Source organism: uncultured Finegoldia sp., from assembly GCF_947252345.1.
In the GTDB taxonomy this organism is placed as follows: domain Bacteria; phylum Bacillota; class Clostridia; order Tissierellales; family Peptoniphilaceae; genus Finegoldia.
The window spans coordinates 1-14754 of sequence record NZ_CAMXVC010000021.1; the positions used below are offsets into that span (position 1 = coordinate 1).

At 38.4% G+C, this 14754-nt stretch carries 17 protein-coding genes; 3 read left to right on the top strand and 14 right to left on the bottom strand.

The features are described 5' to 3' along the window. Positions 1-456 precede the first annotated feature (456 nt). Both Q0X02_RS05305 and Q0X02_RS05310 read right to left on the bottom strand, forming a co-directional pair. Entirely contained in the window at positions 457-1431 is a 975-nt protein-coding gene (locus Q0X02_RS05305; RefSeq protein ID WP_297812641.1) for an alpha/beta hydrolase, read from the bottom strand. 9 nt (positions 1432-1440) lie between these two features. Further along, on the bottom strand, positions 1441-2301 hold the full coding sequence (locus Q0X02_RS05310) for a DegV family protein (protein ID WP_297812644.1): 861 nt from the start codon (positions 2299-2301) through the stop codon (positions 1441-1443). A gap of 100 nt (positions 2302-2401) precedes the next feature. On the opposite strand from Q0X02_RS05310, the gene Q0X02_RS05315 reads away from it, so the two are divergent. Beyond that, on the top strand, positions 2402-2980 hold the full coding sequence (locus Q0X02_RS05315) for a TetR/AcrR family transcriptional regulator (RefSeq protein WP_297812647.1): 579 nt from the start codon (positions 2402-2404) through the stop codon (positions 2978-2980). Between the two features lie 48 nt (positions 2981-3028). Here Q0X02_RS05315 and Q0X02_RS05320 read toward each other — a convergent pair whose 3' ends face one another. From Q0X02_RS05320 to Q0X02_RS05345, 6 genes are all read right to left on the bottom strand, one after another. Continuing rightward, positions 3029-3727, bottom strand: a complete 699-nt coding sequence (locus tag Q0X02_RS05320) for a YwaF family protein (protein WP_297812650.1) — start codon at positions 3725-3727, stop codon at positions 3029-3031. A gap of 4 nt (positions 3728-3731) precedes the next feature. Then, on the bottom strand, positions 3732-4451 hold the full coding sequence (locus tag Q0X02_RS05325) for a Type 1 glutamine amidotransferase-like domain-containing protein (RefSeq protein WP_297812653.1): 720 nt from the start codon (positions 4449-4451) through the stop codon (positions 3732-3734). Between the two features lie 16 nt (positions 4452-4467). Continuing rightward, positions 4468-4866 carry an HIRAN domain-containing protein gene (locus Q0X02_RS05330; protein ID WP_297812657.1) on the bottom strand — a complete coding sequence of 133 codons (399 nt, stop codon included), beginning with the start codon at positions 4864-4866 and terminating at the stop codon, positions 4468-4470. A gap of 69 nt (positions 4867-4935) precedes the next feature. Further along, positions 4936-5718 (bottom strand): hypothetical protein, encoded by a 783-nt coding sequence (locus Q0X02_RS05335; RefSeq protein ID WP_297812660.1) that lies wholly within the window; start codon positions 5716-5718, stop codon positions 4936-4938. Between the two features lie 157 nt (positions 5719-5875). Beyond that, on the bottom strand, positions 5876-9235 hold the full coding sequence (locus tag Q0X02_RS05340) for an FtsX-like permease family protein (RefSeq protein ID WP_297812663.1): 3360 nt from the start codon (positions 9233-9235) through the stop codon (positions 5876-5878). A 1-nt stretch (position 9236) separates the two neighbouring features. Continuing rightward, a complete protein-coding gene (locus Q0X02_RS05345) occupies positions 9237-9938 on the bottom strand; it encodes an ABC transporter ATP-binding protein (RefSeq protein WP_297812666.1) in 702 nt (233 codons plus the stop codon). 114 nt (positions 9939-10052) lie between these two features. Here Q0X02_RS05345 and Q0X02_RS05350 point away from each other — a divergent pair, with 114 nt between their 5' ends. Continuing rightward, the gene (locus tag Q0X02_RS05350; protein ID WP_297812669.1) at positions 10053-10604 is read left to right on the top strand and encodes a TetR/AcrR family transcriptional regulator; all 552 of its coding nucleotides are present in this window, start codon (positions 10053-10055) and stop codon (positions 10602-10604) included. A gap of 21 nt (positions 10605-10625) precedes the next feature. On the opposite strand, the gene Q0X02_RS05355 is transcribed toward Q0X02_RS05350, so the two are convergent. The 6 genes from Q0X02_RS05355 to Q0X02_RS05380 form a co-directional block, all read right to left on the bottom strand. Beyond that, positions 10626-11168: a flavin reductase family protein gene (locus Q0X02_RS05355; protein WP_297812672.1), complete on the bottom strand. Its 543-nt coding sequence runs from the start codon at positions 11166-11168 to the stop codon at positions 10626-10628. Positions 11169-11193: 25 nt separating this feature from the next. After that, complete coding sequence (locus tag Q0X02_RS05360) at positions 11194-11706, bottom strand: nitroreductase family protein (protein ID WP_297812675.1); 513 nt, start codon at positions 11704-11706, stop codon at positions 11194-11196. 150 nt (positions 11707-11856) lie between these two features. Then, positions 11857-12057, bottom strand: coding sequence for a cold-shock protein (locus Q0X02_RS05365; protein ID WP_297812679.1), 201 nt, complete (start codon positions 12055-12057; stop codon positions 11857-11859). A gap of 201 nt (positions 12058-12258) precedes the next feature. Beyond that, the gene (locus tag Q0X02_RS05370) at positions 12259-12750 is read right to left on the bottom strand and encodes a pyridoxamine 5'-phosphate oxidase family protein (protein ID WP_297812682.1); all 492 of its coding nucleotides are present in this window, start codon (positions 12748-12750) and stop codon (positions 12259-12261) included. A 3-nt stretch (positions 12751-12753) separates the two neighbouring features. Then, on the bottom strand, positions 12754-13428 hold the full coding sequence (locus Q0X02_RS05375; RefSeq protein ID WP_297812685.1) for a DNA alkylation repair protein: 675 nt from the start codon (positions 13426-13428) through the stop codon (positions 12754-12756). Then, entirely contained in the window at positions 13415-13720 is a 306-nt protein-coding gene (locus Q0X02_RS05380; protein ID WP_297812688.1) for a hypothetical protein, read from the bottom strand. The genes Q0X02_RS05375 and Q0X02_RS05380 overlap by 14 nt, the downstream gene beginning before the upstream one ends. Before the next feature lie 114 nt (positions 13721-13834). Here Q0X02_RS05380 and Q0X02_RS05385 point away from each other — a divergent pair, with 114 nt between their 5' ends. Then, positions 13835-14743, top strand: coding sequence for a diacylglycerol kinase family protein (locus Q0X02_RS05385; protein ID WP_297812691.1), 909 nt, complete (start codon positions 13835-13837; stop codon positions 14741-14743). Positions 14744-14754 lie beyond the last annotated feature (11 nt).

A 14754-nucleotide genomic window follows, 5' to 3' on the forward strand; every position in this document is an offset into this window, starting at 1 on the left:
ACACCCATAAGGTTTCGTCGGCAGCGTCAGATGTGTATAAGAGACAGATATAAATAGTAAAGACATTTTTTCTTCTATAAATAGTAAACAAAAGACAAAACTCCTTTACGATTAGAATATCCTACGGAATAAATTTCTATAAATTCAATAATTTGTTTCTACTGCTGATTGATTATCTGATATTCGTGCAAGCTGGTTTTCTACTTTCCCTTCTCTTTTTTTATTTTTCATCAAATTTGCCTTTATTAATCAAAAAAGTAGATTACCAGTTTTGCTTAGAATATCCTACGGAGGAAATTTTTTTGATTTCAAATCGAAATAATCCGTCCGAAATTTGGCTGTGCCAGCGTAGCGCACTTCAAATTTCAGGATTTTGAGATTTAGAAATCACAAATTTTCGTAGTCGAGATATTCGTGCAATCTGGTTTTCTACTTTCCCTTCTCCCTTTTTTTGGTTTATTCCTGCATAAATTTGTGAATCGTGTTGTAGTATTGTGTTGGATAGGCAAATTTGATGTCTGCGTGGTCTGCGTAGTCTGTGATGTATTTTTGTTTTTTGGCGTTGATGGTGTTGTAGATTTGCTCCGCCATATATTCCGGTACAAAATCATCCGTCTTGCTGTGAATCAGGAGGACTTTGGCTTTGATGTGTGGTGTGTACTTCGTGACGTTTCCTTCTTTTAATGAGTGTCCTGTTTTCATCTTGGCTACGATGCTACTCATATCGAGTATCGGAAATGATGGTAGCGAAAATCTTTTGTGCAGTTCTGATTTGAAAATTTCCCACACCGATGAGTATCCGCTGTCTGCGATTACTTTTGTGAGGTGAGAGTCGTTAAATTCCCCTGCCGCCATCAGCACTGTCGCAGCTCCCATTGATGTTCCGTGGTATGTTATGTCGGCGTGTGGATTTTGTTGTATTATGTGTTGTGTCCATTTGATGAGGTCGTCTTTTTCTTTGACGCCCATGGTGATGTACTTGCCTTCACTTTTTCCGTGGGCTCTCAGCGATATTGTGAGCACGTTGTAGCCTTTGTCGTAGAAATGCTGTGCGATTGGGTATGTTTTTTCTTCTTTTGATTGGTAGCCATGGACAATTATAATCCATTTGTCTGTCTGTGTGTGGGTGAATGTGTGCCCGTAGAGCGTGTATCCGTCGTCTGATTTTATTTTTTGTTCGTTGTTTGTGAATTTGCGTTGCCAGTTTATAGATTGTTGTTCTTGTTGTTTTTTGTTCGCCTCTTGAATGTTTACAATCTGTGGTGGCATTTTGTAGGTCTGGGCAACTTTTCTGTTGTTTCCTCCAGAGTGTGGAACGAGTGCGTAGTTCACGAAATAGTTTCCGATGAAATACGTTGACAATATCGCCAATAACAGCGCTATTATTATTGATTTTGTTATTTTGTTTGTGAGTTTGTTTTGTTTTTTCATTTTGTTCCTCTATTTTGTTTTTACCATTCCCAACGCCAATGCTCCGTATCCTGCGTGGCTCGCAAGCACCGGCGAGATTGATTGTGGTTGGAATGTAAAGTTGTAGGTTTTTTTCAGTTCGTCGTAGATTTGTGTGGCAATTTCCAGCTCGTCTGCGTGTACGATGAACAATTCGTAGTCTTGTGGGCTGTGTTTTATTTTATCTTCCACGGTTGCGATTAGTTTTTTTATCGCTTTTTTCTTGCCGATGACTTTGTCCATTATTTCTAGTTTTCCTTCTTCGAGTTTCAAAATCGGTTTGAGTTTGAGTGCGTTGCCGATTATTCTCGTCGTTTTGGAAATTCTGCCGCCTTTTTCGAGATATTTTAGCGTGTCAAGCGAGATGAAAATCTCGGATGTGTGTTTGATTTGCTCTACTACCTCGACTATTTCGTCGAGAGATTTGCCTTCGTGCATCATTTTGATTGCGTGATTTATCAGCAACGCCTGTGCTAGGGATGCCGATTGTGTGTCGATTATTCTGATGTCACAGTCGTATTTTTCCTCTACAAGCTTTTTGGCGATGTTCGCCGATTGGTACGAGCCACTGAGTTGTTTCGTTATTGTGAAGCAGAGCATAGGCAAATTTTCCTTTGCGTATTTTTCGAAAACAATCTGATAATCTTCCGGGCTTGGCTGCGATGTCTTCGCAAAAAACCCCTCGTCCTGTCTCATATTTCGAATCAACTCCTCGGATTGTATGTCGATTTTGTCCTTGTATGATTTTTCGTCATCTATGGTTATGTAGAATGGAATTATCGAGATGTCGTTTTCTTTGATGTATTGTTCGTTCAAATCACAGGCTGAATCTGAAATTATTTTTATTTTCATTTTTTTCTCCTCGTATTTCAAAAAATTTGGTACTAAAATATATTAACACTTACTGACCTCTCGGTCAATATGGTATAATTGTTTTTAATAGGAGGATTTTATGGCTAATACTTCAGAGAAAATTATTGCTATCACTAAGGATATTATCGCAAATTTCGGCTTGAAAGCTGCGAGTGCTGGATTTATTGCAAAAAACGGAGGATTTTCCAAGGCGAGTATTTTTTATCACTACGATAATGTCGATGAGTTGTTGGAGTGCGTGTTGAAAGACTGCATCGTGTGCTTGGACAACATTTTGGACAAAAATTGGTGCGATTACGAAAATTTTTCGGATTATTTGTATTTGTCGTTGCAAAATTTGATTACAAATGAAAAAAAGGCGTTGAATTTGAAGGTGTTGTTTTCTTTTGCGCACGACAGGTATTATTTTGATGACGAGAAAAATTCGGTTCGTAATATGCTCGTCGAGAATGTGCGCTTAGATTTGATGAGTGCATTGGAGTTTTTCTATCCGGATTCTAACATCGAAAATTCTGAATATTTGATAAGTTTGTTGATGACGTCTTTTTATGGCGTGGGCATTTTCTTGTCGTTGGACAAGAGAAGCGATATGCTGCTTCACGATTGGAAGATGCAGTGCGATTTGGTGGATAATTATTTGAAGAACGTAAACTTGTAGATTGATTTCTGCAAGTTTTTTGTTTGCAATAAAAAAACTATGCAAGTTTTATTCTTGCATAGTTACTGTGGAATTTGTTTGTTTTTTCATAGTAAGTCTCGCGATTGATTTTTCCACTGCGGATATGAACACTGACATCAACATAGTCATAAACAAAAATGTCACTGCCGGTTGGAAGTGAACCGGAACGGTGTTTGGAAATTTGACGAGGTAGCTGTAGTTTGTGTGTAGCAGAAGGTTTACTGCCATTATAATCGAGTTCATTATCGTAGTAGTCAGTAGCGAGTTTTTGAATGTGAAGTTTGTTTTTCTTGTCGACAATATCATCACCGAGCAAAATCCCAAGAGCAAATGTCCCACAACGTAGGTGATGTTGGTTACGTGTGGCCACAAGTATTTTGATGGGTCGGGGAATGAAAATGCGATTATCCCTCCAATCAATCCGAGCCACGCAAAGTATCTCATCAGTTTGTCGTTGTGGATTATGTATGCAATTAACATCATAAATACCGATATTCTGCAGTGGAACAACGGCAATCCTTCTTGTATGAATAGTGCGTGGTTACCCGCATACCAATACAACAACAACAATTGCACAATCAACGCTAGTGCCAAGCTTACTGGTAGAAGCTTTTTTTTGTTGCGAAGTCGATACGAGAGCACCATAGATATTATCAGAAGCACTCTGAGTACTGTCATATTCAACGATGTGAATCCATCTTCTGTGTATCTAAAAAATTCTGTCATTGTTTTAAAAATCTCCTCTCAAATTTACAACGTGTCCTGTGCTGCAAACTTTTTTTATTTTTCCATCTTTTATTACATAACAATTTCCGTAAATTTTGTTTTCGTTTTGTACTATGAACGCACCATCTTCAAGTGCGTAAAATTTTTTCTTGTAGCTGTCGGGAAGCGTGACGTCCTCCATAATCCTTTTGTTGTCCAGACGCTCTTCTTTCACGTCTGTGTAGTGTGGAATTATCGAGATATCCGTCAATCCAAGCCCGTCGAGAAACCTCTGGTACGTTTTGGATTTTACTTCGCCGATTTTCTCCGGCTGTGCGTAGACAGTCGTTGCCGCATTCATACTCCCTGCACTTATTCCAATTATGAGTCCGTCGTAATTTTTGAGATGTTCTTTTAAGTGAATGTGCTTAAAGAATTTGTTCTGCGTCGGAACGTGTCCTCCGGCGAGGATTATCATATTTGATTGTTCAATCATTCGTGGCAGGATTTTTTTCTTGAAAAGCTTGAACGTGTTCCATTGATTGACTGTGAATCCGCTTTTTTTGAATGCCCTTTTGTGGTGGTGGCTGATTGTGTTCAACAAGAACGAGCTGTACGGGTCGGACGGCATATAAAGGCAGTTTATTTCCGCCACAAATTCAGCTATCTTGTCGACAAATCCGTTTTTTCTGTTCAATTGTCTCTTATCCTCTGACATTATGTCGCTTGTCAGCATCAAATTCATCTCATGCCTCGTGGTTTTATATTTCGTGCAAATATATTTCTATTATTATCTTAACCCAGTTGTCCAAAACCTCCTTGGACACAACTTTTCCGTACAACAATTTACCCGCATCCATCAGTCTCGAAAAAACTATGTTGTCGGCTTTCGGAACGTAGCCTATTTTAATGTTGTCCGAGTTTTTAATCTCAATTGCATTTGAATCGTAGGGGTTGTTTTGTTGCCTGAAAAACTCCAACCTGTCATCAATATTGATGTACTTCTCCAATTCTTCCATCCCATCTATGTGGCTCGTCCCCGCTATGTGCGTCGTGAATAGCAAAATATCCCTTTGGAACGGTTTTATTGATGATAGTCCCCCGTTTTTTCCGTATTTTATTTTCAAAAATCCATTGTCTTTGTTTGCGATATCTGCCATAATTTTCCTTTCATTCGAAATATTTCGTCCAGATTACTTTGTCAAAAATATTTTTTCAAAAATATTTCGTCAAATGTATTTCGCTATTTCAGCTTTGTAGATTTCGATTTGCTCCGAATACTCGTCGTATGCTCTGTGTAGTTCGTTGTATCGTTGTTTGGTTTTCTCCTCGCTGACCAACACGGCTTTTAATGTGTAGGGATAATCGGATTTTATTGATTTTATTTTCAAATTCATTTGGTCAATCAAATCAATGAGCCTCTGCTTTTCCTTGTCCTTGTCGGTAATTTCCGTTTCGTGTTCAGTTTTAAGCATCATATCAATTATGGAAAGTTCGGACAAATTTCCCTTTTCGTAGCAATCCACGACTCTGTTGAACAATTCTTTTTCAAAATCGTTCAAGTTCGGATTCAAATCCGGGTGCAATCTTTTGATTAATTTTCGGTAGATTGATTTTATTTTTTTGGTTTCTTCATCGGACAACTTCGGAATTAATAGGCGCATCTTCGCTTTTTCGATGTCGTGCAATCTTTTTTCGAGATTTTTGTAGAACTCCTCTAGTTCGTCGTCTAGTATCGAGTCAATTTCTGCGAGGTCAATTTTTTGGTTGTGGTTTCTCTTTGCGATGATTAGTTCTAATTTCGCACGAAGCCTCCTGAACTGACATTCTTGTTGCATAACTTCGTACTCCAATTTGCCAAACTTCAACATATACTTGTCCTCGATGTTTTTTAGCTGATGAAAAACGAGATTGTCGTACTCACTCATCAACATCGACAATTCCACACGAAGCTTGTCAAGTTCGTCGTCGTGTTTGTTTTTGTTTTTAAGCTTGGTGATTTTTTTAATCATAAAATTCTCCTAAAAGCCCTGTCGTTTCATTTACTTATTTTACCATAATTATTGCGAAGTAGCTTGTTTTTTTGCTTTTTTTAAAAATTTTGAAAAATGTGTGAAAATTTATAAAACAAAAAGACATAACTTTTTTTGTTATGCCTTTTGAATTTTTTTACTCTACGGATTTTAACGCTTCGAGCATATCAACTTTTTTGAGTTTGTGGTTGACGACTATTTCCAAGAGATAGAGTATCGCTACGACCAAAATCACCGGTGCGATGTAGACCCACGTTTCGATGTGTGGGTTGAACATTATCTCGGCTGGTGCAACTTTTTCGAGGATTATTTTGTGTAGCAGTTTGCCGCCGAAAATTCCCACTATTATTCCTATCAATGATAGGCAAATAGTTTCACGGTAGATATACATCGTGACTTCTTTGTTGAAAAACCCCAATACTTTTATCGTGGATAATTCTCGGATTCTTTCTTGTAAGTTGATGTTCGTCAAGTTGTAGAGAATTACAATCGCAAGTAGCAACGACATTATCGTCAAGACTGTCATTACTTTTGTCAACGATAAAATGATGGTGTCAACTTGTTTGATGGTGTTGGTGTTTTGTTGTACGCCTTTTACTTTGTTGAGTTTCATAAATTGTGCGGCAACTTTTTTTATGTTGTCGGTTGAGCGGTTATTCTTTAATGTGATGAAATAACTGTTGTCATTGGCTTTTTTTGCGAATGATTTGGCGTAGTATTTGTCGTTCATAAATATGAAATGCCCTGCGTACATTTTCGTTATGTTGTTTATTTTCAATTTTTTTGTTTCGTTGTCGGATAGGTTGACTGTGATTGTGTCGCCGATTTTTCTTTTAGAAATATCTGCAAGTTTTTCGGAAATCACTATTCCATCGTCTGTTATTTTCAATTTATCCGTTGATTTTCTGTGTTCCAAGTTTATAAACGGCGAGAATGTGTGTGAATTTGTCACCAACATCGAGATGGTTTGTTCGTCTTCGATTCCCTTGATTTTTTTCGTCACTGTTTCCGAGTGAATCGGCGTGTAGTCTTGGATTGAATCGGATTTCAATAATTTATCAATTTTTTCTTGTTCGGTTTTGTTTAGAGAATCTTTCTTTGCCACAACTGCGTCGTATTGGATTATTTCCCCGAATTGTTTCGTTCGTATTCCGTTGATTGACGATGCGATTCCAAGCCCTGCGAATAGTAGCGCTACTGAACCTGCTACTCCGAAAATCGTCATCAACATTCTCTGTTTGTAACGGAAGATGTTTCTCGCTGTGACTTTGTGAGTAAAGCTCATTCTGTTCCACAACGGTTTGATTCTTTCAAGCAAAATTTTCGAGCCTTTTGTCGGTGGCTTTGGCAGTAGCAATTGCGATGCCGATTCTTTGAGCTCTTTTGTGGAGATGTAAACCGCCGGCAAGACGCTGGAGATGAGCGAGCAAATTATCGACACTGCAAAGATTTTGAAGAAGAAATGGTATTTGACAGCCGGTAGCGTCATATTCTGCAACAGCGACGAACACAAAACATACGGTAGTGCGTACATTCCGAGTATTGTCCCGAAAATCGTTCCGAGTATTCCCGAAACCAATCCGTAGACCACGAATTTTTTTATCACATCGTAGTCGTTGTAGCCGAGCGCTTTTAAAATTCCGGCGTTGTTTCGTTCTTCTTGTACAAATCTCGTCATCGTTGTCACCGTCACGAGTGCCGCCACGAGGTAGAGCACAACTGGAAATAGGTTGCTGACTTTTCTGATTCCGGAGGAGGTTGTCTCGGTCAATTTTATTCCGTCGCCTCCCGGCATTGTCCTCCTCGTGAATGTCGAGTATTCAGGAATTGACAGTCCATCTATATCCTTTTGTGCGTCTGCGATTTTCGATTCTGAATCTTGAATCTTGTCCTGTGCTTTTTTCTTTTCGGAGACGAAAGTTTTTTTCTTGTCGTTTAATTCTTCCTGCTTCGAACTTATAGTTTTGTAACCGGTTTGAATTTTCGATTTCGCCGATTTTATCTGCACGAGTCCGTTTTGATATTTTTTCTTGGATGCGTTTAACTGTTGCAAACCGCTGTTGTATTTTGAAATTCCGTCCTCGTAGAGCTTCTTTTTTTGGTTCAATTGATTTTGCGATTTGTCAAATTCGTCGATTTTTTTCATCCCGTCTTGGTATTTTTTTAAGCCCTGATCGTACTCGGTCAACCCCTCGTTGTACTTGGCTTTGGATTGTTTTAAAACGAGTTCTTGCTGTGCGATTGCTTGCGAACTTTGAGAAATTTCGGGGACGTTTTCGGGAATTATCCCCTGTTTTGTGAGGCCCGATTTTTTGTTTTCGAGTTCCTTCTTCGCATTTGCAATTTGTGATTTTCCCTGATTTATCTGGTTGAGGCTCTCATCGAGCTTTTTCTTGTTGGAATCGAGCGTTGACTTCGCCTTGGACAATTTATTTCTGTTTTCTTCGACTTCTGGTTTTTTCGAATCGAGTTGTTTTTGTCCATTGGCAATCAAAATCTTCGCATCGTCCAACTGTTTTTTCGTGACTTCGAGGGTTTCTTCTGCAGAGGATATTTGATATCGTGAAGATTTTATCTCGTACTCTTTGTTCGCCAGTTGTTTTTTCGATGAGTCCAGCTTGGATTTTTCTTCGTTTAATTTCTGCTGTCCGTCGTTCAATTTCTTCTGTGCATCTTCCAATTCTTTCTTGGCGTCGGCGATTTTCTTCTTTGATTTTGATATTTTTTCGTTCGCCTTCTTTTTTATTTCATTCAATCTCGATTTGCCGTTGTCTTTGAGCATTTCATCGAGAACTTTCTGATGCTGTTCAACTCGTTTGACGTATTTTGGGTCGGTGTAATTGAGCCCTCTCAAATCGTCAAATCTCATACGAACTATCGTGTAAACTTCCGAATCGAAATTTTCATCCGACACCACGCCGTAACCTTCCAAGCTTCCCGAACCTGCCGAGGAGTTTCCGAGGGCGGTCTTCGAGATTATCTCGCTGGAGTTGACGAATCCCGTTATGGTGAATTTTTCCTGTTTTAATATTTTGCTGTCTTCGTCTTTTTCTTTTATCACAATCGTGTCGTTGATTTTTTTCACACCGGAGTATTGGTCGGTCAGAGCGATTTCTCCGATTTTTTGCGGAAATCTTCCCTTTACGAGTTCAAACTCGGATATGTTTTTCGTCTTCGAAAAAATCCTAAACGCTTGTGGCGTGTTGTCGATTGTGACGTCGGTAAAATGCCCACACTCAATGTCTTTCAACTTTTCTTTCGTGCTCAATTCCCTGACGTCATTTTTTGAAATTCCATAATTGCAAACCACATTTACATCGGACAAATTGTGTTCTTCGTAGTACTTGTTCGCCGTCTTGTCGATGTCGTCTCCTGTCACTTTCAACGCAATCAATGTCATCGACCCCAACATCATCAACAGCATTATCGACAAAAATCTTCCCTTTGATTCCCTGAACGATTTTAAAACCGTCTTGTTCAATGTCTTCTTGTTCATTTTAATATTCCAACGTTTCTATGCTTTGTGGGTTGTCGTTGATTACAACTTTGCGAACTTTCGCATCGTGCATATAGATTACTCGGTCGGCGATCGGTGCGAGTGCGTGATTGTGCGTGACAATCACAACGGTTGCCCCGTCTTTTAGTGACATTTCTTGCAGGATTTTCAAAACCTGCTTGCCTGTGTTGTAATCCAACGCTCCGGTCGGCTCATCACACAACAAAAGCTTCGGGTTTTTCGCTACGGCACGGGCAATCGCCACACGCTGTTGCTCGCCACCTGACAACTGTGCTGGGAAATTATTCATCCTGTGTTCAAGCCCGACTGATTTCAATGTTTCTTCTGCGTCGAGCGCATCGCTCACGATTTCGGATGCTAGTTCGACATTTTCCTTCGCAGTTAGGTTTGGGACGAGATTGTAAAATTGAAACACAAATCCGACGTCGTTTCGTCTGTAATTCGTGCGTTGTTTTTCGTCAAATTTGCTGATATCTTTTCCATCGATTAAAATTTGCCCCTCGTCATTTGTGTCCATTCCGCCCAAAATATTGAGCACGGTCGATTTGCCAGCTCCAGATGAGCCCAAAATTAAGGCGAGTTCTCCTTTTTCTATTTCAAAAGATATGTCATTGTTGGCAATTATTTCCGTGTCGCCAGATTTGTATCGTTTAAAACTGTTTTTCATTTCTATATATGCCATTATTTCACCTCTTATATGAACAATGTGTTGATTTTTTATATATTTTATTTTATATTAAAAGCGAAAGCTTAACAAGAAACAATTTTGAACGATTTGTTCATTTAAGGAGATTTTATGTCACAAATAAGAGAAACAAATACAAAACAAAAATTAAAAGAGGCGTTGATTGCTCTGTTGAACGAAAAAGATTTGAGCGAGATTTCGGTCAGTGAGCTCACAAAAAAAGCGAAGATAAACAGGGGAACTTTTTACCTGCACTACGTCGACAAGATGGATTTGGTGGATAAATTGGTCGAAGAATTATTGGAAGAATTGAAAAATATTTTGACGAATGAAAAAGTCGGCAAAAAAAATTCCTACGATATTATAAAAAAAGTCCTCGATTGCGTGAAGGACGATTTCGATTTTATCTACACGTTGACGATGAACAGCTACAAATACATCGACGATATTTTGAGGAAGTTTCTGTTGGCGTTGATTGATGTTTTGCCGGAGCTAAAATATTCCATCGAGCATCATCCGTTTTTGCCGAAAGATTATTCGACGGAGGTTTTTCTGTCGGTGAACTCAGGTATGATTCTCCACTGGATTAGAAAAGGCGGATTGGAGGAACCAGACGAACTCGCGGATTATTTTTACAAAATCAGCAATTCAAAAACGGCTTAGAAAATCCAAGCCGTTTGTCCTTTAATCTTCAATTATATAGCTGTCGACGATTTCACCGAAGTATGTTATGTGAGAATCTTTGTTCGAGCCTGTAAATGAGCTGTCGACATCTTGTGGGTAAAATCTGTCGAGAATATCGTCCTCGAGAAGCGACAAATCCTGTTTTTGTCGGTAAATAACTTTGCATTCGATTGTGAGTGGAAGTTCTTTTATTCCGTTTACAGAAATTTTCTCCGGTTCGACGAGAGTGAGGTTTGCTTTTTCCACTTTGTCGACGTCTCGTCCACTTTGGCTTCCACAAACTTTCATAATTTTCTTGTCGTAATCTCCGATTGGAACGCTAATTGTAAATTCGGGATTTTCGTCGAGCAACTGTCTGGTGAATCGTCCTTCTCTGACGTAGACAACAAACACAGGTCTGCTCCAATTGTACCCAATCGTCCCCCAAGCAATCGCCATACTGTTGAATTTGCCGTTTGATTTTGTATTCAAAAATATTCCCTTCGGAAGTTCTCTCATAATGTCTGGCGCGTAGTCCATTATTTCAATTTTTCTCTTTTTCATAATTTTCCTTTCGTCTGATTTGATATTACATAAATGAAACCGTCTGAGAAATGTCTTTTCTCTTGTCGTGAAGCGGATTCATTTCAGAATCTTCTGCCGGATAACCCAAATCCAACATCATAAGCACTTCTTCATTTCCCGGAAGCAAAAATTTCTTGTGAGTCAAATCTGGGTCGAGGAAATTAATCCAACAGCTTTCCACTCCTTGGTTTTTAGCTTCTAACATCATATGTGTCGCAACTATCGTCGCATCTTCGATTCCGGAATTTCTACTGTCGCCGGGATATGTAAACACGTTTGTCTTGTCAAACGCAACAAGCAACACCGTCGTCGCTCCATATCTGCAAGGCGTCAACTCGTCAACTTTTTTCAAATTTTTCTCCGATTGTATCACATAAATGTGCTGTTCTTGAAGATTTTTCGCAGTCGGTGCGATTCTTCCAGCTTCCAAAATTTTCTGTAGTTTGTCATTTTCAACTCTTTTATTGCTGAATTTTTTGCAAGAGTAACGATTTTTTATAACTTCTTCAAAATCCATACTCAATTCCTCCCCATAATTTAAAATCTACTATTAATATATCATATATGACAATGACGGAAAACAAAATCTCGCAAGATTTTTGCGAAATTTTTTTAAAATAAATTTGCAATAAAAAAAGTCCAACCCACGCGGATTGAACTTTCTGTCCTATAATTTAACTACGTTAACGGCTCTGTCGCCTTTTTCAGTAGCTTCAACATCGTAAGAAACTTTTTGTCCTTCTTCCAATGTTCTGAAGCCTTCTTGTTGGATTGCGCTTTGGTGAACAAAAATATCCTTGTTGTCGTCACCTGTGATAAATCCAAATCCTTTTGCAGCGTTAAACCACTTTACTGTTCCGTTACTCATACTATCCTCCTTGTCATTCTCGAAAGAACGACTGTACCTGTGTACTGTTTTTATTTTTGTGAGCATTAATTAATAAAGAGAATAAAATATTTTTACAAAACTTTAATCTACTACTTTTAATTACTTACTACCCTACAATTATATCTTGAAAAAGTTATACTGTCAAGTTTTTTTGAAAAATAAATATTTTTCTGTATAAATTTATTTGTGCATTTCTTTGTGTTTGCCCGTCATTGATGTCACAGTGAGTTTGAAAACTCTCGTCCTCGGAATCGCCTTGGGATTAAATTCAAAATGCTCGATGTGATATCGGTCGGTCATCACTGTGAGCGCTTCGAATTTTTCATCGGGCTGTGTAACATATTCAATCACGCCCTTGCCCATAATGCTCGAATAATTCATCGTGCAGTATCCTTTTTCTCTATCGGAGTACAAATCGTGCGAGCAATCCATCTCGAATGAAACTTTATTGTTTTTGTCAATCAGAGAATATTTGTAGCCTTCCATCGCCCCGTGAAAATACAATTCAAGCACGCCATTCTTTACTGCATAGCCGAAATTGAGCGGCAAAATATACGGATAGCCCTCATCGTCAACGAGGCCAATTCTGCAAACATCGCACGAGTCTACAATTTTTATCTGTTCGTCGAAATCTTTTACTTCACGATTGCTTTTTCTCATATTTATTTTCATAATTCACCTTCTTTTCAATGATTTCAAATATTTTTTCTCGTCAGCGGAGATTTTGAAGCTCTCTGTGGATTTTTGAATCGTCTTGTTGTGCGTCCAAGTGTCCAATAAATTATCTTGAAGAACAAAAATGACATCCTCCCAGTGTTTTGCGAGTGCCTCTTGAAAAAACCACGCCATCATCATTTTTACATAATACTCATCGCTTTTTATCGCCGTCACTATTTTCAAATTTTCAACATCAAAACTCTCATCGAGATAATATTTCATCAACAGGCAGATTGCAACTCTAACGGTGTAAGTGTCGGACGATTTTGCCCATAATTTTATCTTGTTGATTAATGGCTTTTTGTTTTTCTTGAATACAGGAGGACTTATAGCATCGCTCACAGCCCAATTGTCGACAAACGGCAAAAATTTTCCCAACATTACGATGCAGTTGTCGAAGTTTTTCTCGTTGGAAATCAAAATCGAATGGAGCATATTTTCCTCGTAGTACTGGTGTGGCAAATCGGACACAAATTTTCTTATAGTATCTTCGTCAAGCGATTTCGCAAATTTTCTCAAATGCGGTACTCTAACTCCGATGATTGTTTTCTTGTCGATTGTAGGGATTAATTTTGCTTGGAAATCTCGATATTTTAAATCTTGAAGACATTTGAGTTCTTTAAACACGTCCATTTTTTTCTCTCATAAATGAGTAAATTTTGTAGCCGACACTTACCGTCATAAAAATTCCAAACGCAAACAATTTAACAGCCACAGAAGTCTTTCCAGCTTTGAAATATCCAAACCCTGACCAGTACAACAAGACTGTGGCAACGGCTGCTATCGCCCAAAAAATCCCCATCAACGTTTTGTATATTGTGTTTTTCGTCGGATTGTCGTTTCTGTCTTTGAAAAATCTGTCAAAAATTTCTAAAACTGCCACGACTAAAACCACAAATAAAACTTTGTAAATTATTTTATTCATTCTGAAACTCCTTTTTTCGCTGACTGATAAATTCGATTATTTTCAATTCAAATTTTGTCGAAAATAATATGTACAGCGTTTTATGTTTATATTATAATATGAAAAGGTGATTAAATGAAATACGTATTTTTGTTGAGTAGCAAAGCAGGCAAAGGCTCGTTTTTAGAATTGGAACACTCCATCGCAAAATGTTACGGCGAAAATAATTTGAAATACACGATTGTGAAAACAAAACACAAAGACCACGCCAGAGAAATCGTCAGAGAACACAAAGACGAGGACGATTTGATAATGTATGTTTGCTCCGGCGATGGCACGCTTAACGAGGTGTGTGACGAAATCAAAAAAACCGATGCGAAGTTTGCCGTGGGATTGATTCCTGCGGGAACTGCGAACGATTTTGCCAAGAATTTTGACTACAAGAATTTTAAAATAGAAAACACGATTAATCCTTCGATAGAAGACATCGACATCATCAAAGTCAATGACAGATATTGTGTCAATGTGATGAGTTTCGGCTTCGATACGATTATTTTGAACACGACTTACAAGTTACTGGAGAAAAATCCAAATCTTCGTGCAAATGCCTATCCGATTGCGATTATGAAAAACTTGTTCAATATTCCAAAATTCAATCTGAAATCTTCAACTCAAAACGGCGACAACGACAAAGTGGATTTGAATGGGGAATTTTTGTTAGGAGCTATCTGCAACGGTGGTTTTTACGGAGGTGGATTCAATCCTTCTCCTTACGCAAGAGTAAATGACGGCGTGTTGGAGTTGTGCTTGGCAGAGAAGATGAGTTTGTTGAAGTTGATTCCACTTATTTTCAAATACAAAAAAGGCAAACACTTATCGAACTCGTTGATTCATTTTCAAAAATTGACAAATGGTCACATCGAATTTGAGCAAAAATTGATGGTAAATGTTGACGGGGAGATTTTCACGACCGATTACTTGGATTACGAAGTTATGAAAAAATCTCTGCGATTTGCGAGAGTTTGCGATTATAGAATGAAGTAAAAAAACCAGAG